Source organism: Thalassotalea castellviae, from assembly GCF_031846185.1.
In the GTDB taxonomy this organism is placed as follows: Bacteria; Pseudomonadota; Gammaproteobacteria; order Enterobacterales; family Alteromonadaceae; genus Thalassotalea_H; species Thalassotalea_H castellviae.
The window spans coordinates 215,548-238,546 of sequence record NZ_JAVRIF010000002.1 but is presented as its reverse complement, the minus strand read 5'-3'; the positions used below and the strand labels follow the sequence as shown (position 1 = coordinate 238,546).

Annotated in this window: 26 protein-coding genes and 1 tRNA gene; 11 read left to right on the top strand and 16 right to left on the bottom strand. The window is 37.3% G+C overall.

The genetic code is table 11. The features are described 5' to 3' along the window. Window positions 1-93 precede the first annotated feature (93 nt). The 4 genes from RM573_RS04800 to RM573_RS04785 all read right to left on the bottom strand — a co-directional run bounded on the left by RM573_RS04800 (window position 94) and on the right by RM573_RS04785 (window position 3,151). A complete protein-coding gene (locus tag RM573_RS04800) occupies window positions 94-591 on the bottom strand; it encodes a glycine cleavage system transcriptional repressor (RefSeq protein ID WP_311578049.1) in 498 nt (165 codons plus the stop codon). Window positions 592-646: 55 nt separating this feature from the next. Continuing rightward, a complete protein-coding gene (locus RM573_RS04795) occupies window positions 647-1,045 on the bottom strand; it encodes a PilZ domain-containing protein (RefSeq protein WP_311578047.1) in 399 nt (132 codons plus the stop codon). 92 nt (window positions 1,046-1,137) lie between these two features. Continuing rightward, window positions 1,138-2,811 (bottom strand): energy-dependent translational throttle protein EttA, encoded by a 1,674-nt coding sequence (ettA, locus tag RM573_RS04790; protein ID WP_311578044.1) that lies wholly within the window; start codon window positions 2,809-2,811, stop codon window positions 1,138-1,140. 175 nt (window positions 2,812-2,986) lie between these two features. Further along, entirely contained in the window at window positions 2,987-3,151 is a 165-nt protein-coding gene (locus tag RM573_RS04785; RefSeq protein ID WP_311578042.1) for a hypothetical protein, read from the bottom strand. A gap of 128 nt (window positions 3,152-3,279) precedes the next feature. Here RM573_RS04785 and RM573_RS04780 point away from each other — a divergent pair, with 128 nt between their 5' ends. Further along, on the top strand, window positions 3,280-3,774 hold the full coding sequence (locus tag RM573_RS04780; protein WP_311578040.1) for a GAF domain-containing protein: 495 nt from the start codon (window positions 3,280-3,282) through the stop codon (window positions 3,772-3,774). Between the two features lie 70 nt (window positions 3,775-3,844). Here RM573_RS04780 and RM573_RS04775 read toward each other — a convergent pair whose 3' ends face one another. The 7 genes from RM573_RS04775 to tkt form a co-directional block, all read right to left on the bottom strand. Further along, the gene (locus tag RM573_RS04775; RefSeq protein WP_311578038.1) at window positions 3,845-4,255 is read right to left on the bottom strand and encodes a GNAT family N-acetyltransferase; all 411 of its coding nucleotides are present in this window, start codon (window positions 4,253-4,255) and stop codon (window positions 3,845-3,847) included. Between the two features lie 98 nt (window positions 4,256-4,353). Further along, window positions 4,354-5,124 (bottom strand): DUF481 domain-containing protein, encoded by a 771-nt coding sequence (locus RM573_RS04770; RefSeq protein WP_311578036.1) that lies wholly within the window; start codon window positions 5,122-5,124, stop codon window positions 4,354-4,356. After that, window positions 5,114-5,944, bottom strand: a complete 831-nt coding sequence (locus RM573_RS04765) for a mechanosensitive ion channel family protein (protein ID WP_311578034.1) — start codon at window positions 5,942-5,944, stop codon at window positions 5,114-5,116. The genes RM573_RS04770 and RM573_RS04765 overlap by 11 nt, the downstream gene beginning before the upstream one ends. A gap of 280 nt (window positions 5,945-6,224) precedes the next feature. Beyond that, a complete protein-coding gene (gene fba, locus RM573_RS04760) occupies window positions 6,225-7,289 on the bottom strand; it encodes a class II fructose-bisphosphate aldolase (RefSeq protein ID WP_311578032.1) in 1,065 nt (354 codons plus the stop codon). A gap of 379 nt (window positions 7,290-7,668) precedes the next feature. After that, window positions 7,669-8,841, bottom strand: coding sequence for a phosphoglycerate kinase (locus RM573_RS04755; RefSeq protein ID WP_311578030.1), 1,173 nt, complete (start codon window positions 8,839-8,841; stop codon window positions 7,669-7,671). Between the two features lie 52 nt (window positions 8,842-8,893). Continuing rightward, complete coding sequence (epd, locus tag RM573_RS04750; protein WP_311578028.1) at window positions 8,894-9,907, bottom strand: erythrose-4-phosphate dehydrogenase; 1,014 nt, start codon at window positions 9,905-9,907, stop codon at window positions 8,894-8,896. A gap of 65 nt (window positions 9,908-9,972) precedes the next feature. Then, a complete protein-coding gene (tkt, locus tag RM573_RS04745; protein WP_311578026.1) occupies window positions 9,973-11,958 on the bottom strand; it encodes a transketolase in 1,986 nt (661 codons plus the stop codon). A 534-nt stretch (window positions 11,959-12,492) separates the two neighbouring features. On the opposite strand from tkt, the gene RM573_RS04740 reads away from it, so the two are divergent. After that, on the top strand, window positions 12,493-12,627 hold the full coding sequence (locus RM573_RS04740) for a hypothetical protein (protein ID WP_311578024.1): 135 nt from the start codon (window positions 12,493-12,495) through the stop codon (window positions 12,625-12,627). Window positions 12,628-12,800: 173 nt separating this feature from the next. Here RM573_RS04740 and RM573_RS04735 read toward each other — a convergent pair. Beyond that, window positions 12,801-12,876 (bottom strand) — tRNA-Arg (locus RM573_RS04735). Window positions 12,877-13,019: 143 nt separating this feature from the next. After that, the gene (locus RM573_RS04730) at window positions 13,020-14,180 is read right to left on the bottom strand and encodes a flagella assembly protein FlgT (protein ID WP_311578022.1); all 1,161 of its coding nucleotides are present in this window, start codon (window positions 14,178-14,180) and stop codon (window positions 13,020-13,022) included. A gap of 143 nt (window positions 14,181-14,323) precedes the next feature. Between RM573_RS04730 and RM573_RS04725 the strand changes: the two genes are divergently transcribed. Together RM573_RS04725 and RM573_RS04720 are read left to right on the top strand one after the other, a co-directional pair. Then, window positions 14,324-14,971 (top strand): FlgO family outer membrane protein, encoded by a 648-nt coding sequence (locus RM573_RS04725; protein ID WP_311578020.1) that lies wholly within the window; start codon window positions 14,324-14,326, stop codon window positions 14,969-14,971. Between the two features lie 12 nt (window positions 14,972-14,983). Further along, window positions 14,984-15,451, top strand: a complete 468-nt coding sequence (locus tag RM573_RS04720) for an LPP20 family lipoprotein (protein ID WP_311578018.1) — start codon at window positions 14,984-14,986, stop codon at window positions 15,449-15,451. Between the two features lie 80 nt (window positions 15,452-15,531). Here RM573_RS04720 and RM573_RS04715 read toward each other — a convergent pair whose 3' ends face one another. From RM573_RS04715 to flgA, 3 genes are all read right to left on the bottom strand, one after another. Beyond that, window positions 15,532-15,963: a flagella synthesis protein FlgN gene (locus tag RM573_RS04715; protein ID WP_311578016.1), complete on the bottom strand. Its 432-nt coding sequence runs from the start codon at window positions 15,961-15,963 to the stop codon at window positions 15,532-15,534. A 32-nt stretch (window positions 15,964-15,995) separates the two neighbouring features. Then, window positions 15,996-16,310, bottom strand: a complete 315-nt coding sequence (gene flgM, locus RM573_RS04710; protein ID WP_311578014.1) for a flagellar biosynthesis anti-sigma factor FlgM — start codon at window positions 16,308-16,310, stop codon at window positions 15,996-15,998. A gap of 74 nt (window positions 16,311-16,384) precedes the next feature. Continuing rightward, complete coding sequence (flgA, locus tag RM573_RS04705) at window positions 16,385-17,077, bottom strand: flagellar basal body P-ring formation chaperone FlgA (RefSeq protein WP_311578011.1); 693 nt, start codon at window positions 17,075-17,077, stop codon at window positions 16,385-16,387. Window positions 17,078-17,254: 177 nt separating this feature from the next. Here flgA and RM573_RS04700 point away from each other — a divergent pair, with 177 nt between their 5' ends. From RM573_RS04700 to flgF, 7 genes are all read left to right on the top strand, one after another. Further along, window positions 17,255-18,187 carry a chemotaxis protein gene (locus RM573_RS04700; protein WP_311578009.1) on the top strand — a complete coding sequence of 311 codons (933 nt, stop codon included), beginning with the start codon at window positions 17,255-17,257 and terminating at the stop codon, window positions 18,185-18,187. A gap of 35 nt (window positions 18,188-18,222) precedes the next feature. Then, complete coding sequence (locus RM573_RS04695) at window positions 18,223-19,056, top strand: CheR family methyltransferase (RefSeq protein ID WP_311578007.1); 834 nt, start codon at window positions 18,223-18,225, stop codon at window positions 19,054-19,056. A 71-nt stretch (window positions 19,057-19,127) separates the two neighbouring features. After that, window positions 19,128-19,523 carry a flagellar basal body rod protein FlgB gene (gene flgB / locus RM573_RS04690; RefSeq protein ID WP_311578006.1) on the top strand — a complete coding sequence of 132 codons (396 nt, stop codon included), beginning with the start codon at window positions 19,128-19,130 and terminating at the stop codon, window positions 19,521-19,523. 16 nt (window positions 19,524-19,539) lie between these two features. Then, window positions 19,540-19,959: a flagellar basal body rod protein FlgC gene (flgC, locus tag RM573_RS04685; RefSeq protein ID WP_311578003.1), complete on the top strand. Its 420-nt coding sequence runs from the start codon at window positions 19,540-19,542 to the stop codon at window positions 19,957-19,959. 19 nt (window positions 19,960-19,978) lie between these two features. Continuing rightward, entirely contained in the window at window positions 19,979-20,665 is a 687-nt protein-coding gene (locus RM573_RS04680; protein WP_311578001.1) for a flagellar hook assembly protein FlgD, read from the top strand. Between the two features lie 57 nt (window positions 20,666-20,722). Then, window positions 20,723-22,072 carry a flagellar hook protein FlgE gene (flgE, locus tag RM573_RS04675; protein WP_311577999.1) on the top strand — a complete coding sequence of 450 codons (1,350 nt, stop codon included), beginning with the start codon at window positions 20,723-20,725 and terminating at the stop codon, window positions 22,070-22,072. A gap of 174 nt (window positions 22,073-22,246) precedes the next feature. Next, window positions 22,247-22,990: a flagellar basal-body rod protein FlgF gene (gene flgF / locus RM573_RS04670; protein ID WP_311577996.1), complete on the top strand. Its 744-nt coding sequence runs from the start codon at window positions 22,247-22,249 to the stop codon at window positions 22,988-22,990. Window positions 22,991-22,999 lie beyond the last annotated feature (9 nt).

The following is a 22,999-nucleotide window of genomic DNA, read 5'->3' as shown; positions in this document are numbered from 1 at the left end:
CATCAATCATTAATCTTTCAACTTATTATTTTTGTTTCAAAAAAATAAGTATAAAAGAGAAATATTACATAAATTTGTAAAAAAATAACTATCTTATCGGGAGATATCTACCATCAAATCATCTGCCAGACTTTCTAGCGCATTAATGAGATCATCCACGGTATTTTCTGCAACCGAAATGGTCGCCTTAGCTTTAAACAATTCTTGTCCTGAATGTGGAGCGCTGTCGTGAGAGCTAACAAGTTTTAATAAATTGCCACCTTGATTATGGATCACCGATGATATTTCTTGAACGATACCGGAGCGATCATTGGCAGTTAACTCAATCACGATATCAGCATGTGTGGTTGTTTGATTGGCGTTTGCTGTTTCAATTTGGCATTTAAAGTCTTCAATACTTTGTATTTTATCGATTAAATCTGATGTTTGTTCAGCCGAAACAGCAATTTCGATAACACCGGCAAAATATCCAGATAAATGATGCAAACTACTGGTTTGCCAATTGCCTTGGTGTTGACTTACTGCATTAGAAAGAGTGTCTACAAGTCCGGGGCGATCTTGGCTAATAAATGAAATGATAAGGTGATTCATAAAGCGTCCTTTTACCATAAATAAAAAGAATGAGAATGGGTTAATTGTTACAGGTTTACGATTGACTAGAGAGTTGCGAAAGCTCTTTATTCAATTGGCTATCATCCCCTAAATTTAACTCAACAAGGCGACGAAGATGGGTAACGCTGTCTATATCTATAGCGTTACATTGTAGGCCTATTTCATCCTGCTTAACATGAACAATGGCAACGTGCATTGCAACTTGCATCTCACTATCGGCAAGTTGAAAGGTTAATAAGCCAAGTTTATTTTTAATTTTTTCTGCATCTTTAGGCGCGGTAACTAACGCACCATTTAATGATATATCATGAATGTTAACAGTATATGTTTGTTCTTCTACTTCCAATTGAGCATCGATTGAAAATAAGATTCGGGTAAATTGACGTCTATTTTCCATTGTACTGTTTAGTTGATGAATAGTTATATTCAGCATAGCTCCATTTTTATAAAAAGGCATCTTTATTACACGAATTTTGGGTAAAAAAGATGCCTTAAATCAAAATATTAACTTTGAACTAGAGTGAATTATCCAATTTTCTTATATTTGATGCGATGTGGTTCAACCGCTGCAGGGCCATATGTTTTTTTCAGCCATTCATCGTATTCAGTAAAGTTTCCTTCGAAAAAGTTGACTTGTCCTTCGTCACGATAATCTAAAATATGAGTGGCAATGCGGTCTAAGAACCAGCGATCATGCGAAATCACCATGGCACAACCCGGGAATTCTAATATCGCTTCTTCGAGTGCACGCAAGGTTTCAACATCTAAGTCATTGGTTGGTTCATCTAACAACAATAAATTACCGCCAGTTTTCACTAATTTAGCTAAATGTACACGGTTTCGTTCACCACCAGATAAGTCTTTAATAAATTTTTGTTGATCATTACCTTTAAAATTAAAGCGAGAGCAGTAAGCGCGGCTAGGAATTTGGTAAGTTCCAATTTCAATAATATCATGGCCTTCAGAAATTTCTTGATAAACCGTGTTGTCTTCCCCCATGTCATCGCGAAATTGATCAACACTGGCAAGTTTAACCGTTTCTCCTAGCTCAACAGTACCAGAGTTAGGCGATTCAGCCCCTGATAAGACTTTAAATAAAGTCGATTTACCAGCACCATTTGCCCCGATTATGCCGACAATTGCGCCTTTAGGGATGCTAAAGCTTAAGTCATCAATTAATACGCGATCTCCGTAAGATTTGACTAAGTTATTCACCTCTAAAATTTTGTCGCCTAAACGTGGCCCAGGCGGAATATATAGTTCGTTGGTTTCGTTACGTTTTTGATGATCTTGATTGTTAAGCTCTTCAAAACGAGCCATACGTGCTTTACTTTTAGCTTGTCTTGCTTTTGGATTTGAACGCACCCATTCAAGCTCTTGTTTGATCGTTTTTTGTAAAGCATTTTCACTTTTTTGTTCTTGTTGTAAACGCGCATCTTTTTGTTCAAGCCATGAAGAATAATTACCTTCCCAAGGGATACCATGGCCGCGGTCAAGTTCTAGTATCCAACCCGCAACATTATCAAGGAAATATCTATCATGGGTAATAGCAACAACAGTGCCTGAATAATCGTGTAAGAAACGTTCTAACCAAGCAACAGATTCAGCATCTAAATGGTTTGTTGGTTCATCCAATAAAAGCATATCAGGCTTTTGAAGTAATAAATGACATAAAGCTACGCGGCGACGTTCACCACCACTGAGTACGGCTATTTTTTGATCCCATTCTGGTAAGCGTAATGCATCTGCAGCGCGCTCTAGTACGTTATCAATATTATGACCGTCTTGGCTGTTGATTATATCTTCTAATTCGCCTTGCTCTTTTGCAAGCGCATCAAAGTCAGCACCTTCTTCTGCATATTCGTTATAGACTTGATCAAGCCTTGCCATTGCATTTTTAACGGTTGAAACTGCGTCTTCAACGACTTCACGAACGGTTTTTTCTTCGTCTAGTTGAGGTTCCTGTGGCAGATAACCGATGTTGGTTCCAGATAATGCATTGGCTTCACCTTCAAATTCTTTATCAACGCCAGCCATAATACGTAATAATGTTGATTTACCTGAACCATTTAAACCTAATACCCCAATTTTTGCCCCAGGGAAAAATGACAACGAAATATCTTTTAAGATGGTTTTTTTAGGGGGTACAACTTTCGAGACTCGGTTCATCGAGAATATAAATTTGTCTGGCAATGCCATGTGGAAACCTTTTATTTTGAAGAAGAAATTAACTGATTAATATTTTAGGGGAAAGGTGCAGGGCAAGCAAATGTGATTTTAATGAGTTGTTAGAGAATTGTGTTTAAAGTGAGAGTGAGACAAAATAATGTGCCAGTACGTCATTATTTTGTCTATAGCGTTGCCAAATTCAAAATTAATTATGGGCTGTATGAAGTTGAAAGGCTCGGTCTAGTGCTTTTTCATTTAACATTCTTAACATATCTTTCTGTGGCGAATTGAAATGTTGAGCCATTTCCGTTTCAATTTGTTTTTCAGACAATTTGATCGAATGTGTTTGTAATTTTAATTTAGCTTCCATTTGAATGCCTTAGTTAAGTATCGGTATTTTATATATCGACAGCTTGCGGAATTTATTTAATTCTTTTATCGGTGAATTCATTTATTCACGCTATAATTGCAATATTGATCATACATTTCTTTGTTTTTATGCCGCAATCTGCTCAGCTCTCGCTCTATCTAAGTAACCCTCGAGTATCACTTAATGACAAGTTACATAAAATATGTCGAGCCGTTAAGTCGGATGTTTCAGCGTGTGATCGCGTCAGTATTTGGTTGTTTAATGATGATTATTCTGAAATGACGTCATTAATCTGTATTGATGAAAACGGGCAAAAATCGGCAGGAGAAAAGTTATTTTCAAAAGATTATGGTGATTATTTCTCTCATATAATTAACCATCAAATTTTAGTCGCATCAGATGCGAGAGAACATGCTATATCTAAGTGCTTTAACCTTGGATATTTTGATGTACATAATATTTATTCGTTGCTTGATGTGACCTTCACAAAAGATAACGATACCCCCTTAGGGATTATCTGTTGTGAGCGAACAGGCAATATAGCGGAATGGAAAACGGATGAAATAGAAATATTAAAAAATATTTCAACTAAGGCATCTTTATTTATCAGTAATAGTTATTAGTCTCAACTTTTCATTAAAAAGCATACAAGTTTTCAGTCAAAGTAAAAATAAGTTCATATAAAACAAGTGGTTAAATGAATTTACACATTGCTTTCCCTAAGGGAAGCCCTGTACGCTCTACATAACCGTATCGAGTATAAAACCCTTCTTTACCTTGAGCCGACAATAACGCAATTGTCGCACCTTGTTTAACCGTTTTCGTTAAATAACCTTCTAGTTCCTGCATAATCGCATGACCAACACCTTTTTGTTGAAACTGTGGCGATACAACGAGATCCTGAATATAAAAATACATAACACCATCGCCAATCACTCGAGCCATACCTATCAGTTTGTTTTCAAGGTATACACTCACGTGAAATAATGATTGTTCAAGACTTTGTTGAGCCATTGCTAAATCAACAGACCCCCAACCTACTTGCGCCCTTAATGCAGCAAACTCTTCGGGGGAAGGCGGCTCATGTTTTATACAATACTGCATGTTAATCTTTTATGTTCTCTTGATTTTTGTCATTAAAAAAAGCAACCAGTTAAGATAAATGGTTGCTTTTAAGTCAGTTAATTAAGTAGGCGTGACGATTAAAAGCTATAAACTAAAGTCATCGCTGTTTGAGTATCGGTTCTATCCGTACCTTCATCTACTTCTGTATTGTGATCAATAATAAAGGAGAATTTTAACGCTAAGGTTTCAATTAATTTTGTCGTTATTGAAGTTTCAGCTTTGTATTTACTATTATCACCACTACCAGGTGCATATTTAGCACTTAAAAGTTGTTTAAAGTTAACATGATCATTGATTTTTCTTAAATATAACGCTTGAGCCTGGATAATAAATGCACTTTGCGTTTTACTTTCCATGGTATCTGTTGCTTTAATTACATCTCGTTTATAACCAGGACCAATATCAGCAAACAAAGATGCTTTTTTATTTTTAAACCATTCACGACCCCAACCAGCAGAGATAGAGCTCTGGTTTTCAAAACCACTAAAGCGATTATCTTCATAGGCTATATCACCATAGATATAGTTTTTGCTGGATTTATCTAAAGTGTAATTTGTTTTTGATTCTACAGTCCATTTTTGGTCTGACGTTTCAAATTGTTCGTTGCCGTCCGCATCGGTTTTTTCTGTCTTTTTTACTAATAAATCCATAGCAAAAGTACTACGCCAAAGCGCTTCTTCATATTTAACGTCAAAGCCAGTTTTTATATCGGCGCTTTTCGTGTTACCAGTTTTATAAAGTAAGCCTAATTCTGCAGAAGCAGTAATTGGGGATTTTTCTTCATCTTCTTGTGCAACACTAATAAAAGGCAGACAGCAAAGCGTTGCGATAATAATTTTATGATTCATTTGAATTCTCTTGATTTACGTGTACAGATAGTTGTGGATAAGGAATCTCGATGCCAGCTTCGTCTAAAGCTAATTTAATACTTTCTAATAATTCGAAGTAAACAGGCCAGTAATTTTCGGTTTTAACCCAAGGACGTACCACAAAATTAACCGAATTGTCAGCCAGTTCACTGACACCAATAGTAACCGCTTGATCTTTCAAGACGAGTTCATGATTTGACGTGATTTGAGTTAAAATTTCACGTGTTTTGGCAAGATCAGCATCATAACTAACACCAATAATTAAATCGATACGTCTGGTTGGCTTTTTCGAGTAGTTAGTTATTGTGCCACTGGTGATAGAGCCGTTAGGGATTATTACGGTTTTATTGTCGCCGGTACGAAGCTGTGTTGAAAAAATATTCACTTCTTCAACGACACCTGCAGTACCTGATACTTCAACGAAGTCACCTGATTTAAAAGGTTTTAACGTGATCAGCAAAATTCCAGAAGCAAAGTTAGATAATGAGCCTTGTAATGCTAAACCAATCGCTAAACCAGCGGCACCTACAATAGCAACCAATGAAGAGGTGTTAAATCCTAAATGCGAAATAGCAGCAATAAACGAGATTAAAATAACTAAACCGTAAACCAAGCTAGAGGTAAAAGAAATAACGGTGTTGTCGACATTTTTATGTTCGAGCAGTTTTTGCACGCCTTTACGTATTAGCTTGGCGACCATCTTACCAATAAATAAAATAAGCAAAGCAACAATAAATTTAATTGCTATATCCTGAAGCATTACTTGGTTGTTATTAAACCACGATGTGATAAATTCCATAAAAAATCTCCCGTTTATTGTGAGTGCGAATTATAATCAATGATTAACTGCTTACCAACTATAATTTGGTTATTTGTACATAAAAGAAGGGATTACCACGAAACTTAGGTGAACTTGTTAATATTTTGTTAATAAAGGTTGCAAGCTAAAGTTACAGTTATTTTAAGTGAGTTGTATGTGAAGCGGTGGCAAAAAATTGCCATTAAAAAAGGCGTAACCTCAAAGATAACGCCTTTATTGATTGCCCAAGGAATACTTTTGGGACTTGATCTACTTATGCTTATTTAACTAAAGCTGCTAATTCGCCGCGTTGATATTTTTCAAACATATTCTCAAGAGAAATCGGTTTGATTTTATCGGCATTTCCAGCAGTGCCAAAGGCTTCATAGCGAGCAATACAAATATCTGTCATTGCTTTGGTTGTTTCAGCTAAGAATTTACGAGGGTCAAATTCGCTCGGGTTTTGGGCTAAAAATCGACGTGTTGCTCCGGTAGAAGCTAAACGTAAATCCGTATCGATATTTACTTTTCGCACACCGTATTTGATTCCTTCACAAATTTGCTCAACTGGCACACCATAAGTTTCAGGGATCGCTCCACCATATTCATTGATAATCGCTAACCAATCTTGTGGAACCGATGAAGAGCCGTGCATCACTAAATGAGTATTTGGTATGCGAGCATGAATCGCTTTAATGCGGTCAATGGCTAATATATCCCCTGTTGGTGGGCGAGTAAATTTATAGGCTCCATGTGATGTACCACAAGCAATTGCCAATGCATCTACTTGTGTTTTATTGACAAAATCAGCCGCTTCTTCTGGGTCAGTTAACATTTGATCCATTGTTAACTTTCCTGCCGCGCCAATGCCGTCTTCTTCACCAGCTTCACCGGTTTCTAATGAACCTAAACAACCTAGTTCACCTTCAACTGAAACGCCACAAGCATGAGCCATTTCAACAGTTCTTCGAGTTACATCTACATTGTACTCATAACTTGCAGGTGTTTTGCCGTCATCCATTAATGAACCATCCATCATGACAGATGAAAAGCCTAATTGAATTGAACGCTGACAAACACTAGGTGAAGTACCGTGGTCTTGATGCATAACAATTGGAATATGAGGAAATTCTTCGATAGCGGCTAAAATTAAATGACGTAAAAAAGGAGCTCCAGCGTATTTACGGGCACCCGCAGAGCCTTGTAATATAACAGGGCTGTTGGTTTTATCTGCGGCAATCATAATTGCGCGAACTTGCTCTAAATTATTAACATTAAATGCCGGGATGCCGTATCCGTTTTCCGCGGCGTGATCTAACATTTGGCGCATAGAGACTAAAGCCATGAATGAACTCCTAAGTTATCATTGTAACAATACACACTATAAATAAGTTTCATAACGAAACAATATTCTTTCAAGTCGTAATTGTATCAGAAAAAAAAACACTTTGGCACTAACTAAAACGATTAGATGTTTATATTTAAGCAGTAATTATTCTAATGTTAGTCAACTTTATAGAAAAATTACAACAAAATGCGCTGTAAAACGAAAGAGGAACGAAAGGTAAATTGGTTGTTTAGTAATTTTACTACGAAAGTACGTTTTAGAGTTAAATGAAAGCAAACAAACTATTTATTTTTTTTTTTAAATATATGATTAAAATAAAAAACCACAGCCGAAAGCTGTGGTTTTTTACTTAAGTATTACGGTGGATAATACGATTTTATTTCGCGCGTTGTTCTAAAATTTCAACCGCAGGTAATTTTTTCCCTTCAAGAAATTCAAGAAAAGCACCACCGCCTGTAGAGATATAAGAAACTTTATCAGCAATATCATATTTATCAACCGCTGCTAATGTGTCTCCGCCACCGGCAATAGAAAAAGCAGGACTTTCAGCAATGGCGTGTGAAATTACTTCAGTACCTTTTGCAAAAGCGTCAATTTCAAAAACGCCTACTGGACCATTCCATAAAATGGTTCCAGCAGCCTTGATAATTTCAGCCACTTTTTCTGCTGTTTGTGGTCCGTAATCAATAATGTCATCCTCTGCTGAAACTTCAGATAATGCTTTTATTGCTGTTTTAGAATCATGTTTCCAATCACTGAAACCGTCTGTTGTTACGGTAACGTCATCAGCAAAAATTACTTGTGTTTCTTGGCAAAGACGTTGTGCTTCAGGGATCAAATCTTTTTCGTATAAGGAGTTACCCACTTCATTACCAGCGGAAGCAACAAAAGTGTTTGAGATGCCTCCACCAACAACCAACGTATCAGCAATTTTTGATAACGAATCTAAAACAGTTAATTTCGTTGAAACTTTTGAACCACCAACAATTGCTACTAATGGTCTAGCAGGGTTATCTAGTGCTTTACCTAAAGCGTCTAATTCCGCTGTTAATAAAGGACCTGCACAGGCAACGGGGGCGAATTTTGCTACGCCATGGGTACTTGCTTGGGCGCGGTGAGCTGTGCCAAAAGCATCCATAACAAATACATCACATAATGCTGCAAGTTGTTTTGCTAACGCATCATCATTTTTCTTTTCACCGATGTTAAAACGAACATTTTCAAATACGGCTAATTCACCCGCGCCAACTTCTACACCGTCTAAGTAATTACTAACTAACTTAACGGGTGCTGATAATGCTTCTGTTAAGTAATTAACAACAGGTTGCAATGAAAATTCTTGATTAAATTCACCCTCGGTAGGACGGCCAAGATGAGACATTACCATAACTTTTGCCCCAGCATCTAAGGCAAGCTTTATTGTTGGTAATGCGGCTCTTAAACGAGCATCGGAAGTTACTTTTCCTTCGTTAATTGGCACATTTAAATCTTCACGAATTAATACTCTTTTTCCTGCTAAATCTAAATCGGTCATTTTAATAACTGACATGGTAAATTTCCTGTTCGTTAATGTTTATAAAGCTAAATACTAAAGTTTTTTGTTAAAGTAGGGTAGATAGTACCCTGGTAGTGTCTAACATTCTGTTGGCAAAGCCCCATTCGTTATCACACCACACTAACATTTTTACTAAGCGTTTATGACTCACTCGAGTTTGATTGCCATCCACTATGGCTGAATGAGGGTCATGATTAAAATCAATAGAAACCAGAGGTTCTTCAGTATAACCAAGGATCCCCTGTAAACCATTTTTTTGCGCATTGATGATTGCCTGATTTATATCGGCAATAGAAACATCATTTGATACTGTTAAGCTTAAGTCCATTGCGGTTACATTGATGGTCGGCACTCGCACTGCAATGGCTTCAAAACGGCCTGAAAATTTAGGTAAAATGCGCTCTATGCCAATTGAAAGTTTGGTATCTACCGGAATAATCGACTGACTAGCGGCACGTGATCTGCGCAAATCTGGATGATATGCATCTATTACTTGTTGATCATGCATGGATGAATGAATCGTAGTAATAGAACCACTTTCGACACCAAAAGCTTCATCAATGACTTTAATGACAGGGACAATACAATTGGTTGTACATGAACCGTTACTGACAATATTGTCCGACGGGGTTAAGGTTTGTTCATTTACCCCAAAAATAATGGTGGCATCAACATCATTTGCTGCCGGATGTGAATATAAAACTTTTTTAGCGCCATTGACGATATGTTGTAAACCATCAGCCTTACTTGCATAAAAGCCTGTGCAATCTAAAACAATATCAACGTGTTTTTCGGCCCAGTTTATTTCTTGAAAATTTTTGTGATGAGAAAGCATTACATCATCACCAGCGATATTTAAATGCTCGTCAATGAGTTGAACCGGACATGAAAATCGGCCATGGGTACTGTCATACTTTAATAAGTGAGCAATACCTTCTGGATCTGCGATTTCATTGATAGCAACTAAATTAATATCAGTTTTATGGTTATTTTCATAAAGTGCGCGCGCAACACTTCGGCCGATACGACCAAAACCGTTAATAGCAATATTTACAGACATATAGAAAGATCATTTAAGAGAATTAACTGGCACCCTAGATAGTTAATTGCTAGGGTGCCTTATGTTTAAGCGAGGCTGTTTACTGTTTTTATTACATTATCAACAGTAAAACCAAAGTGTTCGAGTAATACTCCACCTGGTGCTGACTCACCAAAAGTAGTCATACCGACAACACCACCGTTAAAGCCAACATATTTGTACCAAAAATCAGTATGTGCCGCTTCTATTGCGACACGTTTTGTTACTGAGCTAGGTAATACCGACTCTTTATATTGAGCATCTTGTGCATCAAAAATGTTTGTTGAAGGCATAGATACAACACGAACGTGGTCACCAAGTGCTTCAGCTGCTTTGACTGCTAGGGCTACTTCAGAGCCAGTCGCAATTAAAATAACTTCAGGTGTACCTTGGCTGTCTCGTAAAATGTAGCCACCTTTTTTAATTAAAGCGACTTGTTCTGCTGTACGCGTTTGTGCAGGTAAACCTTGACGAGAGAAGATCAATGACGTCGGGGCATTTTGACGCTCAACGGCATTTTTCCAGGCTACAGCAGATTCTGTTGCATCAGCTGGACGCCATGTCACCATATTTGGTGTCGTACGTAAGTTGGTTAATTGTTCAACCGGCTGATGGGTTGGACCATCTTCACCTTGGCCAATAGAGTCATGGGTGTAAACAAAAATATTCTGAATCCCCATTAACGCTGACATACGAACAGCATTTCGTGCATATTCCATAAACATCATGAAAGTCGCACCGTAATTAATAAAACCGCCGTGTAGCGAAATACCATTCATTATGCCTGACATGCCAAATTCACGTACACCGTAAAAAATGTAGTTACCTGCAGCATCGTCTTGTATACCTTTTGAACCCGACCATAACGTAAGGTTAGAACCGGCTAAATCAGCTGAGCCACCTAATAATTCAGGCAACATAGCGCCGAATTCTTCGATAATATTTTGTGATGCTTTACGAGAGGCGATATTTTCTGACTTAGCTTGGCATTGTTGAATAAAATCATTGGCTTTTGCTTCAAATTCTTTTGGCAATTCACCTTTTAAAACACGACGTTCGTATTCTGCCGCCAGTGCAGGGTATGCGGTTTGGTAAGCAGCAAATTTTTCATTCCAAGCAACTTGGCTTGTTTGGCCTTTTTCTTTATGATCCCAATCAGCATAGATATCGGCAGGCACTTCAAAAGGACCATGCGACCAATTTAATTTTTCGCGTGTTAAAGCTATTTCGTCATCGCCTAAAGGTGCACCATGACAATCGTGTGTCCCTTCTTTATTTGGCGAACCAAAACCGATAATTGTTTTACAACAAATCATGGTTGGCTTATCGGTGACTGATTTAGCTTCTTCAATAGCTGCAGTAATAGCTTGAGGGTCATGGCCATCAACATCGGCAATAACGTGCCAACCATATGAGGCAAAGCGTTGAGGCGTATTATCAGTAAACCAACCTTCTACCTCACCATCGATAGAAATGCCGTTATCATCCCAAAAAGCAATCAGCTTACCTAAGCCTAAAGTACCGGCGAGTGAACAGGCTTCGTGAGAAATACCTTCCATCAAACAGCCATCACCTAAAAAGCAATAAGTGAAGTGATCAACAATATCGTGACCTTCTCTATTAAATTGCGCGGCTAAGGTTTTTTCTGCGATAGCCATACCAACGGCATTTGAAATCCCCGCACCTAATGGACCTGTGGTGGTTTCAACGCCCGGTGTGTAACCATATTCTGGGTGGCCAGGAGTTTTAGAATGTAATTGACGGAAGTTTTTAATTTCCTCAATCGGTAAGTCATATCCTGATAAATGTAACAGAGAATAGATAAGCATCGAACCGTGACCATTCGATAAAATAAAACGGTCACGATCTGCCCAATTAGGATCGGTAGGGTTATGCTTTAAAAAATCACGCCATAATACTTCGGCGATGTCAGCCATGCCCATTGGGGCACCAGGGTGACCAGATTTTGCTTTTTGTACGGCATCCATACTTAATACACGGATGGCATTGGCGAGTTCTTGACGCGACGGCATAATAGCTCCAACTATTCTAATTTTATTGAGGGTATATAAAAGTGCCGCTATTTTCGCCTAGAGTAGCCCTTCACTGCAAATGTTATTACGTTATTTGTTATATTTTCTTGCTAAAAATGTGCTTCACTGAACATATCGGCCTTGATTCAGTTGATTACTAAATTAAATGACTTTTTCTAACCTCTTTTTTAGTGAAATCGAGTTAGTTGAATTGGGTTAGTAGGGGTTAACTCGTTGGGTTAGTTATATCGCACTAAAGAACAATTGCTACGCATACCGGTTATTTTCTTCATGACTAAATAAGTGCAACACTTTCAAGGGCTCAATTATTACGGTAAATACTGAGGTGTTTGCGATGTTCTGTTTTCGTCAAACATTCATGGATAAATAGGTGGTGCTGCCTTGCAATAGAATAAAAAGTGGCTCATTTTTTACTTTTTCTATTAAAATCATTGAAATAGCAATCTGAATCGTATAAGTTTTAACCGCAGTAAAATTTAATAATAAAAATATTCCTTGCTGGCAGGATCTATAATGAACAAATCGTCTTCGAAAGGGATAAAACTGACAACCGTAATATTTGCCGTACTTGTATTAGCGTTGTCAGCCATATTGAGTAATACCTCAGTAGCTGGAGACACGGACGTAACGACAGAACAATCGAATTAGTTTTCGAGTGAATGTAAATGAAACCTCGTACTTACGGGGTTTTTTTTTTCAATAAAATAATGTTTGCGGCTGAAAGTTCCTTGCTAGGAAATGAATACTTCCTTTTATCAGATATTCGCCATTTTATAATCGTTAAAAGGCATTGGTAAATCTTTCAAATAATCAAAAGCAAGTGGCGTCCTCACCAGGACTCGAACCTGGAGCAGCAGCTTAGGAGGCCGCAGTTTTATCCAGTTAAACTATGAGGACGTAGGTTTTATTTAAAATGAATTAGGCTAATAATATTTTTCTTGCGCGGGAAAGTAAAATGACTTTGTAGAATGAAATGCAGTTGAACCATTTTATTCTACAAAATCGAGAAACTAGTGGGGGAGATCATAACAATCGTAGTTTTAATACCTAACCGCTAAATCGTCTTGTTGTATATTATCGAGCATTTCACCTTTTGATGATACGGCTAACGCACTTTCCTCAGATACTTGGATTATTTTTACTGTAAAAGGACTAATATTAAAGCCCGCGTAAACCTTTCCTAAATCAGAGGTGATATTTTTGGTGTGTAATAAAGAAAACTCATCACCTTCTTTTACTCCTTGGCGTTTGCCAAGGTTGATCATCACTTCATTACCAGAAACCTTCACTATTTTCCCTCTGGTGGGTTGGCACATCATATTGTCATCAATGTCTGTGATCACGGCATTTAAAGTTTGATTGATAATATTGCCATATTCACCTTGCCAAAAGGTGTTAGAGTTAACGTCTATTTGATCTCTAATAGAGTAATGCCAAGGCGCAGAGTTTTTGTAATTTTGATTAAATACTAGTTCGCCATTACTGCCATTGTATATATAGATACTAAAATTAAAATGACGATCGTAAATATCTTCTTGCCAAAATTGCCAACTATTATTTTCTACGTTCGCAAAAGAAATATCGTTAATTTCAGAAAATAATACATATTGACTGCCACTGAGATCTGATAGAGACATCGTCAGTTTTTTTATTTTATCTGCTTGTAAGCTATTGTTATAACGTGAAAATTCCGTATTGTTTTTTAGTGCAAGTTTAGTGTCTAAATATAAACCGTCAGCATTTATTTTTTTCGCAAGTCTTTTAACAAGTACTTTATCTAGTGAATAAATACCACCAATATTGGCTTGTTCCCGGTTTTTAATATGACTTTTAGTAATTAATAAGGATTTACGATAATCAGCGGAGAAACATTGCCGTTCTTTAGGGAAAATATCTGCACGAATAGTGACAGTTACCACATTACCACTATATAGTTCATCAATTAGTTCAAATGAATTTACTTCACCACTGGCTCTAATATTGATCTCATCTTGCATTAATAGGCCATTAACGACTTGTTGGACACTTGATACAGAAGCCCCCGCAACTAACAATGCTTTTTTTAGTGCATTTTCAATGGCTTTAGTTCTTGCCTGCATTTTAGAGCTATTGATGATTGCATGCCCTTGTGTTTCATACCATTGTGCAAACGATGGCACACTGAAAATAGCGGTAAATATGATAAAAATTAAGCTGCGCATAACTATCTCGACTTTAAACCACGGAGAATATTTTAATTAACCTAACGTATGCACTTTTTATGCCTAAAAGTAGAGTTGTGAAAGTTGGCTTAATTTATGCTTTGTAAAACCTAAAATATCGCGTTGTAATTGAGGGGCGCCTAATGAAAAATTGGCTATTAGTTTTAGTGGTACCAACTTTGGTATCCTGCAGTATGCTTTCATCTGATGATGACTTTTATCGAATTTCACAACAAGAAAAGAGTGAAATAGATAGTTATGAACTGCCAAAGCATGCGATTAACGATGTTGTAAAAGGATTAGCTTATCAAATGCTTGAAAGCAGCTCCTTTGTAAATCCTCAAACACCTATAGCCGTTGCCTCATTTGTTGATCTAAAAGATTTAGAGTCGACTAACTGGTTAGGGAATCAACTTTCAGAAAGTTTTGTACATGAACTGCAACGTCATGGACTTATCTTAGTGGACTTCAAAACCACTGGCCATATTCGTGTGACGAAAGATGGCGATTATGTTTTTAGTCGCGATTGGAAAGAATTACCAGAACGCCAAATTATTGACTATGTAGTTACAGGTACCATGATGAAGCAAGAAAATGGTATTTTGGTTAATGCCAGAATGATTGGTATGCAATCAAGGGTTGTTGTTGCTACCGCCCAGTCTTTTATTCCCAATTGGGTTGTCGGTGATGAATTGCATCGAGATGAAAACGTTAGAATAAAAGACGGTATGATTTTACGTAAAAGTGACATGTTGACTGAAGATGCTCGTGCAGTTGAAATTCATCAATAAAAGGTAAACTTTATGATTAATTCATTACAGAAAGTTGCGTTATTGGGAATTACTATTCTTACATTAACGAGTTGCAGTACGATTTATGATAAGCATGTGCAATGGCAAACGATAAAGCCTGAAAGTTTTCCGGTGATTACTGCAATAGGCCAGGCTCCAATCAGCTTACAAAAATCGAATAATGAAACTCAACGGATGTTAATGGCCATTAATGCCTCAAAAATTGCCGCGTATGCTGAACTTGCCGAACAAGTGTATGGGCAACAAATTAATAGTTCAACGTCTATGTCTAACTTAATATTAAATGATCAAGAGTTTAAAACGTCAGTGCAAGGGGTTATCCGTGGGGCAAAAGTGATAAAAAGTTATCCTGTTGGCGATACTTATACAACAGAGCTTCATTTGGATTTTAAAGACGTTTATGAATTATATATTGCCTCAAGTCATCATAAAGAAATTAAAGAAGTTCGATATTATTAACGAACTTTCGTACTGCTCAGACAACGAAAAAACGCCAGTAAATACTGGCGTTTTTTTATAAAGTTTAAAAAGGAAAGTTATTAAGCTTTGAGGTCTAAACTACTTAAACCACCACTTGTTTTACCTTTGCTATCATAAGTCATTGAAGACTTATTATGGCTATGGAGCAGAGAGGTTTTCATACGCTCTACTGCCAATTGAGATTGCGCAATGATTTGGCCATTGACATGATTCTTGTCTTTGCAACGTAACAATATTTCTTCAATCAAACTTAATTGCTCTTCGTACAGTCCTTGAGATTTCTCTTGTTTAAACAAAATACTTTGCTCAAACTGTTGATCAAGAGTTTGAATTGCTACGAGTAAGTGATTTTTTTCGTCAGTAATTTCTAGTAATTTGTCAGGATCTTGTTTTTGTAATACATCTTTTTCGCGATCTATTATTATTTCTAATTGTTGTAATTGCATTAATTGCTTTTCAACTAGACTCAAATTAGTTGCTTCAGTTGTCACACAAAAATCCTTTCACAGATTGAAAAAAAGTTTTAATTAAGTTTAAACTCAAAGCCAGCAATACTTGCTGCTAATTTTTCTGGGTCAATTTTATATTCACCCGAAATGATCGCTTTTTTCAACTGCTCAACTTTCTTTTGGTTGACGGCAGGCGCATCATTTGCTTTTTTCTGTAATTCACCTAATTGTTTTGCTTGAGGTGTAATAGAAACAGAATCTTTACTGGCAACCTTGGCTTGTTCGGCAACAACTGAACTTTGTGTTGCTTGTTGTTTAACCTGGGTTTGCTGATCAACTTTTTGTTTAACTTGATTGTTATTCGACAAGTTATTGATATTTATAGCCATAATTAATTCCTATCGGCAATTAAACTTTATTACTATCTTGTTATCGGCCAAACGCCTAAAATCTTTAAAAAATATTATAGATTAATTACTACTTGGTTGATAGCGTTAACTTGCGCATTTATTGTTCTACCTGAACGCGTGTTCTTCACCTTTACTTGTTCACCAAAAGTAGCATTTTTAAGTGCAATACCCGCCGTTTTAATCATAAAATTATCAGACTTTGCAATGATGGTGACATTCTCATTTTTACATACAACGCAAATTGCTCTTTTGGTGATGATGGCACCTTGAGAAAGTGTTCTTTTAGAGCGAGCGCCGATAATTAAATCAATGTCGTCTAAAATTTCACTACGTATGCTATTTAACTCTCGCCATTCAACCATAATATTACTTTTATCAAGTATAGTTCCTTTATTTATTTTATATTTGGTCGCTAACACGGGAACAGTTACTGTGACTCTAACTAGAAGAAATAAATGCCATGGCGTTGAACTTTCACAAGAAATTTTAACATTTACATTTCTACTTGAGTAATTATCGGGTATATTTGCCGTTAATGGAATTGCGCAAGGTTTTAAGGTAATCCTTGAGTCAATTGATGCAGGTTCAATAACACGTTTACCTCTTATAGGAACGGGTGTATTGCTTTCTACAAATTCTTTGGCGAGGTTTATAATAAACGCACGATCATAAATATTTGAATAAGCTAAAGATGGAAAATGACTTATCAAAAATAAAAAAGTTATAAATATCTTTAATTTGCTCATAAATTTTGTAATCTTTTATTAGGGAAATTTAAATACTCGTCTATGCTTAGTAGAGATATTGTAAATGTAAAAATAGTGTCAATTTTCAGTCGACTCATTTCATTTACTCTTTTACTATCAAGAATTGTGCCTTGTTAGACACATAGTATAAATAGAAGCGCTTTATAAGAGGTTTGTATGGCAGGAATTTTAGACTCGGTTAATCAACGTACCCAATTGGTGGGGCAAAACCGACTTGAACTTTTACTTTTTAGATTAGTAGGGCCTCAACGCTTTGGTATTAACGTTTTTAAAGTGCGAGAAGTCATGCCATGTCCGCGCTTAACATCTTTACCAAAACAAGATAAGTACATTAAAGGTGTTGCTCATATTCGGGGACAAACTATTTCAGTCATCGATTTAAGTAAAGCGACTGGCGGTCCTGAAATTATCCCTGATGAAAACTCTTTTGTGGTTATTGCTGAATATAATAGAAGTGTTCAAGGCTTTTTAGTAGCTGCTGTCGAACGTATAGTTACCTTAAGTTGGAAAGATGTTATGCCTCCTCCTGAAGGTGCCGGTAAATCAAGTTATTTAACCGCAGTAACAGAAATCGATAAACAAATGGTTTCTATTTTAGATGTTGAAAAAATCCTGAATGAAATTAGCCCTATTTCCACTGAACTTAGTGATGATGTCATAGATGATAGTGTAGGTGATAGCATTGGTGAACGTGTCATTATGATTGCGGATGACTCTACTGTTGCTCGTAACCAAGTGAAAAGAGCACTAGAGCCACTTGGTTTAAATATGGTCTTAGCTAAAAATGGTCAAGATGCGTTAGATCAATTAAAAGTCCTCGCCGAGGGATTGAATTGTATCACTGAAAAAGTTGCTTTATTGATTTCTGATATTGAAATGCCAGAAATGGACGGTTACACACTTACCGCTGAAATAAAAAGTAATGAACAATTACGAAAAATGCCGGTGATTTTACATACATCGTTAAGTGGTGTATTTAATAACGCCATGGTTGAAAAAGTTGGTGCAGAAGATTTTATTCCTAAGTTTCATCCTGATGAACTGGCAACTGCAGTGAAAAAATGGTTGAAACCTAGTGATGTATCCTAAATGTATAATAGTAGTTTAAAGGCGGAAATAATATAGTGTCAGCTAGACAGCTAGATGATAAAAGCTATCATCAGTTTAGAGAATTTCTAGAACAACAATGTGGTATCGTTCTAGGAGAAAATAAACAATACTTAGTAAAAAGCCGCCTTGCTCCTTTAATGGCAAAGTTTAATGTTGACTCATTAGGCGATCTTGTTTCTCGTACTTTAAGTCCTACCGAACGTCAATTACGAGCCGCTGTGATAGATGCTATGACAACGAATGAAACCTTATGGTTTCGTGATGAATACCCGTTTGAGTTATTGAAGTCGAGATTATTTCCTAGTTTTACTGGCCAAAGAACACCATTAAAAATATGGTCAGCGGCAAGTTCTTCAGGACAAGAGCCTTACTCTATTGCTATGTCAGCACTTGAATATCAACAAGCTAATCCTGGTAGTTTACCGGGAAATGTTCAAATTATTGGCACTGATATTTCAAACACCATGTTAGAACACTGTAAATATGCGCATTATGATTCTTTAGCACTTTCACGCGGTTTATCTCCTGAACGAAAAAGACTCTTTTTTGAGAACGGCGATAACGGCATGTCAAAAGTAAAAGACTCAGTAAAAAAATCTGTTAGTTTTCGACAATTAAATCTGTTAGGCAGTTATAGTTTAATGGGGCGGTTTGATATTGTGTTTTGCCGTAACGTATTGATTTACTTCGCCCCAGAAATAAAAATGCAAATACTTTCTCAGATTCATGGTGTATTAAATAAAGGAGGTTATCTGTTTTTAGGTGCCTCTGAATCCCTTTCTAATTTAAGTCAAGATTTCGATATGATCCGTTGTAATCCTGGCATAGTTTATCAAAAAAAATCTTAATTCCTTTCCCCGTATATTTTTTAATGGCACAAATATTGAATAGCTATCTTCATTAGATTGGAGGTAGCCTTATGGCCATTAGTTTCGAAAAAGCGTTTGGTATTCACCCAGCAAGTTTGCAAATTCGCGCCCAAAATGCGGAAGTGATTGCTGGAAATATTGCTAATGCTGACACTCCCGGATACAAAGCTAAAGGAATGGATTTTAAATCTGCTTTAGCGCAAGCGGCAAGCCGGCAACAAACCGGCATGACCCGTACTAATGAAAAGCACTTTGATGTGCGCACTGAAATAAATAACGGTGTAGATTATCGCGTTCCAAATCAACCAGATACAGGTGATGGTAATACAGTTGATGCACAAGTGGAACGAAACTTGTATTTAGAAAACTCAATGCATTATCAAGCGAGTCTTCAATTTATGAATGGCAAAATAAAAGGCTTGAAAAAAGCAATAACTGGACAGTAACAGGAGGGCAAGGCTAATGAGTTTATTTAATGTTTTTGATGTCTCTGGCACGGGCATGAGTGCTCAGTCAGTACGTTTAAACACAACGGCAAGTAATATTGCCAATGCAGATAGTGTTAGCAGTAGCATCGATCAAACTTACCGTGCTCGCCATCCAGTTTTTGCCGCTGAGATGCAAAAAGCTGCCGCTGGTCAAGATCAGTCTGTTGGAGTTAAGGTACTTGGTATTGTTGAAAGTAACAAACCGTTAAATGTTGAGTACTCACCAGAGCATCCAATGGCAGACTCGGAAGGTTATATATATAAGCCTAATGTTAATGTGATTGAAGAGATGACGAATATGATATCTGCCTCTCGTTCATATCAAACTAATATTCAACTGGCTGAATCAGCAAAAAACATGCTGAATAAAACCTTGTTGTTAGGTCAGAAATAATACTTAGTTAGGAGTAATTATGGAATCGGTTACAGGTGGTAGTCCTTTAGAAGGAATGCGATGGCAGAAGGAAGAAGTTAAGGTTTCTGACGGCAATCAAGGTATGTTGACGCAAGAAGATTTTTTCGCGTTGCTCACGCAAGAGCTTGCGCATCAGGACCCAACTAATCCTACTGATAATAATGAAATGATCTCTCAAATGACGGCTTTTTCAACCACTGATGGTGTTTCGCAGTTAAATGAGCAGTTTACAAATTTCGCTACATCTATGTCTTCAAGCCAAGCATTACAAGCTTCATCACTAGTAGGAAGAAGTGTTTTAGTTGATGACAATGTCTTTGGTATGTCTACAGGTGAAGAGGTGAAAGGTAAGCTAGTGACTGATCAACCGGCAAGTAACGTTAATATTTATGTGGAAAATGCAGCCGGTGAAATTATTCAAACTGTTCCTGTTGGTAATGTTGAGTCAGGAGAATTTGGCTTTACTTGGAATGGTATGACTTCAGCTGGTGAGCCTGCCGCAGAAGGTGCTTATCGATTTAGAATTGCAGGTTTAGTTGATGGCCAAGCTTCTGAAATTCAGGCCATGACTTATCGTAAAGTAGATAGTGTCACACTAGCTGGAGCTGGCGGAAATATAGTATTAAATCTAAATGGTGGTAGTTCAATGGCATTAATAGATGTTGTTGAAGTTTCAGAAAGTTAAATCGAATTTTATAGCCTATTTAGGTTAAAAAACAATTGTTTACAATGAGGTATAGTTATGTCATTTAATATAGCACTAAGTGGTTTAAACGCTGCTCAAAAAGATTTGGATGTAACATCCAACAATATTGCAAACGTGAGTACCGTAGGTTTTAAAGAATCTCGTGCTGAATTTGTTGATGTGTATGCTGCGTCATTACTTGCTGCCGGCAAAACAAAAGTTGGTGATGGTGTGTTAACATCAGATGTTGCTCAACAATTTAGTCAAGGTAGTATTCAATTTACAAATAATGCACTAGACCTTGCAATTACAGGTAATGGTTTTTTTGCTGTTGTTCCTGATATCGATAGTTTAGAGTTTTCTTATACGCGTGCAGGCCAATTCAAGTTAAATAACGATAACTTTATTGTTAACTCTGCGGGTGAGCATTTATTAGGGTTTCCAGTAAACCCTGATGGTAGTTCATCTTCGGTTAGTTTAAGTACTTCTGAGCCAATTAGAATTCCAACAGCATCTGGTGCGCCTGCTCAAACTAGTGAAGTAGACGTAAGAATGAATTTACCTGCAGGTGATGCTGTGATCACTGGTTCTCCAGGCAATTTCGATTTAACTGACCCATTAACGTTTAACCATTCTACTTCGGTAACGGTATTTGATTCGTTAGGTGATAGTCATATCATGACATATTACTTTATTAAAGAAGCACCCGTTGCTGGTCCTCCGGCCTCTAACCCTTGGTTAGTTACTGCTGCGGTTGATAATCAACGGGTTGATTTAGTTGATCCGGCTAATGCGGCAACAGGTATTGATATAAATGGTTTCGATGGCGCACGATTAAACTTTAGCCCTGGTGGTGACTTTTTCTCACAAGTACCTGCTGCAGGATTTCAAACGGCGGCATTAGGTGCTGGTATTTTGACTAACGGCTCTGATGACACTCAGCAAATAGTTATCGACTTTAACCTTGATACCGCTGGCGCAAACCCTAATGAACCTACGCAGTTTGCTTCAAATTTTGAAGTGACGTCACTTGAGCAAGATGGTTTACCGGTTGGACGTTTAACCGGGCTTGATATTGGCCCTGATGGCTTAGTTATGGCGACCTATAGTAATGGTACTTCGCAACCGCTCTCTCGCGTAGCATTAGTAAATTTTGCAAATAACCAAGGATTAACGCAAGTGGGGAATACCAACTGGAAAGAAAGTATTCTCTCTGGTGAAGGTTTAGCAGGTGAAGCAGGGGCAGGTACATACGGTACTATTAATGCTTCTGCTCTAGAGTCATCTAACGTCAACTTAACTAGTGAGTTGATTGATTTGATTTCAGCGCAACGAAACTTCCAAGCAAACTCTCGTTCGTTAGAAGTTGATAATCAATTGAACCAAACGATTTTACAGATTCGTTAATCGACCCTCTTAGGAAAAGCCCTTAAGTAATGTAGATTATTTAAGGGCTTTTTTATTGCTATCATCACCAAATACGACACGATAAGTCATAAGTTTTCCCCCTCAAAATTAACTTCTTTAGTTGGCACTTTCTTTGCATTTATCTACGTAATACTTAATAAATCTGGGTTCATGATGGATAAGATGCTTTACATTGCCATGAGTGGCGCCAAGCAAAATATGAGAGCTTTAGCGATAAATGCCAATAACTTAGCCAATGCTAAGACCACGGGATTTAAAGCTGACTTAGCACAGGCTCGCTCAATGCAGGCTTTTGGTGAAGGTTTACCAACCCGTGTTTTTGCTATGACAGAAAAAGCTAGCCAAAACTTTGACAGTGGCGCACTTTTAACCACAGGCCGAGATTTAGATATTGCGATTCAAGGGCATGGCATGATTGCCGTTCAAGCAAAGGACGGTACCGAAGCCTATACACGTGACGGTCATTTAACATTAACCGAAGAAGGTTTTTTACAAACTCCAAATGGTGATTTGGTGATTGGCGATGCCGGACCTGTGTCTTTACCTTTACCGGTTAATAATATTCAGATCACTAAAGATGGCACTATCATGGTTCAGCCAGCTGGTGCCCCTACGACCATTCAAGAAGAAGTCGGTAAAATTAAACTTGTTAACCCTGAAACTCGTACGTTAGTGCGTGGTAACGATGGTTTATTTCGAGGGGGTAACGGTACTAATGAAGATGCCGATATCAGTATAACCGTTCAAAGTGGCATGTTGGAATCGAGTAATGTCAATCCTGTCAGCGAAATGACAGACATGATTTCCATTCAACGTCAATTTGAAATGCATTTGAAATTAATGAAAACCGCTGAAGAAATTGATTCAGCTAGTGCATCGCTATTGCGTGCTTTCTAAACTAATTAT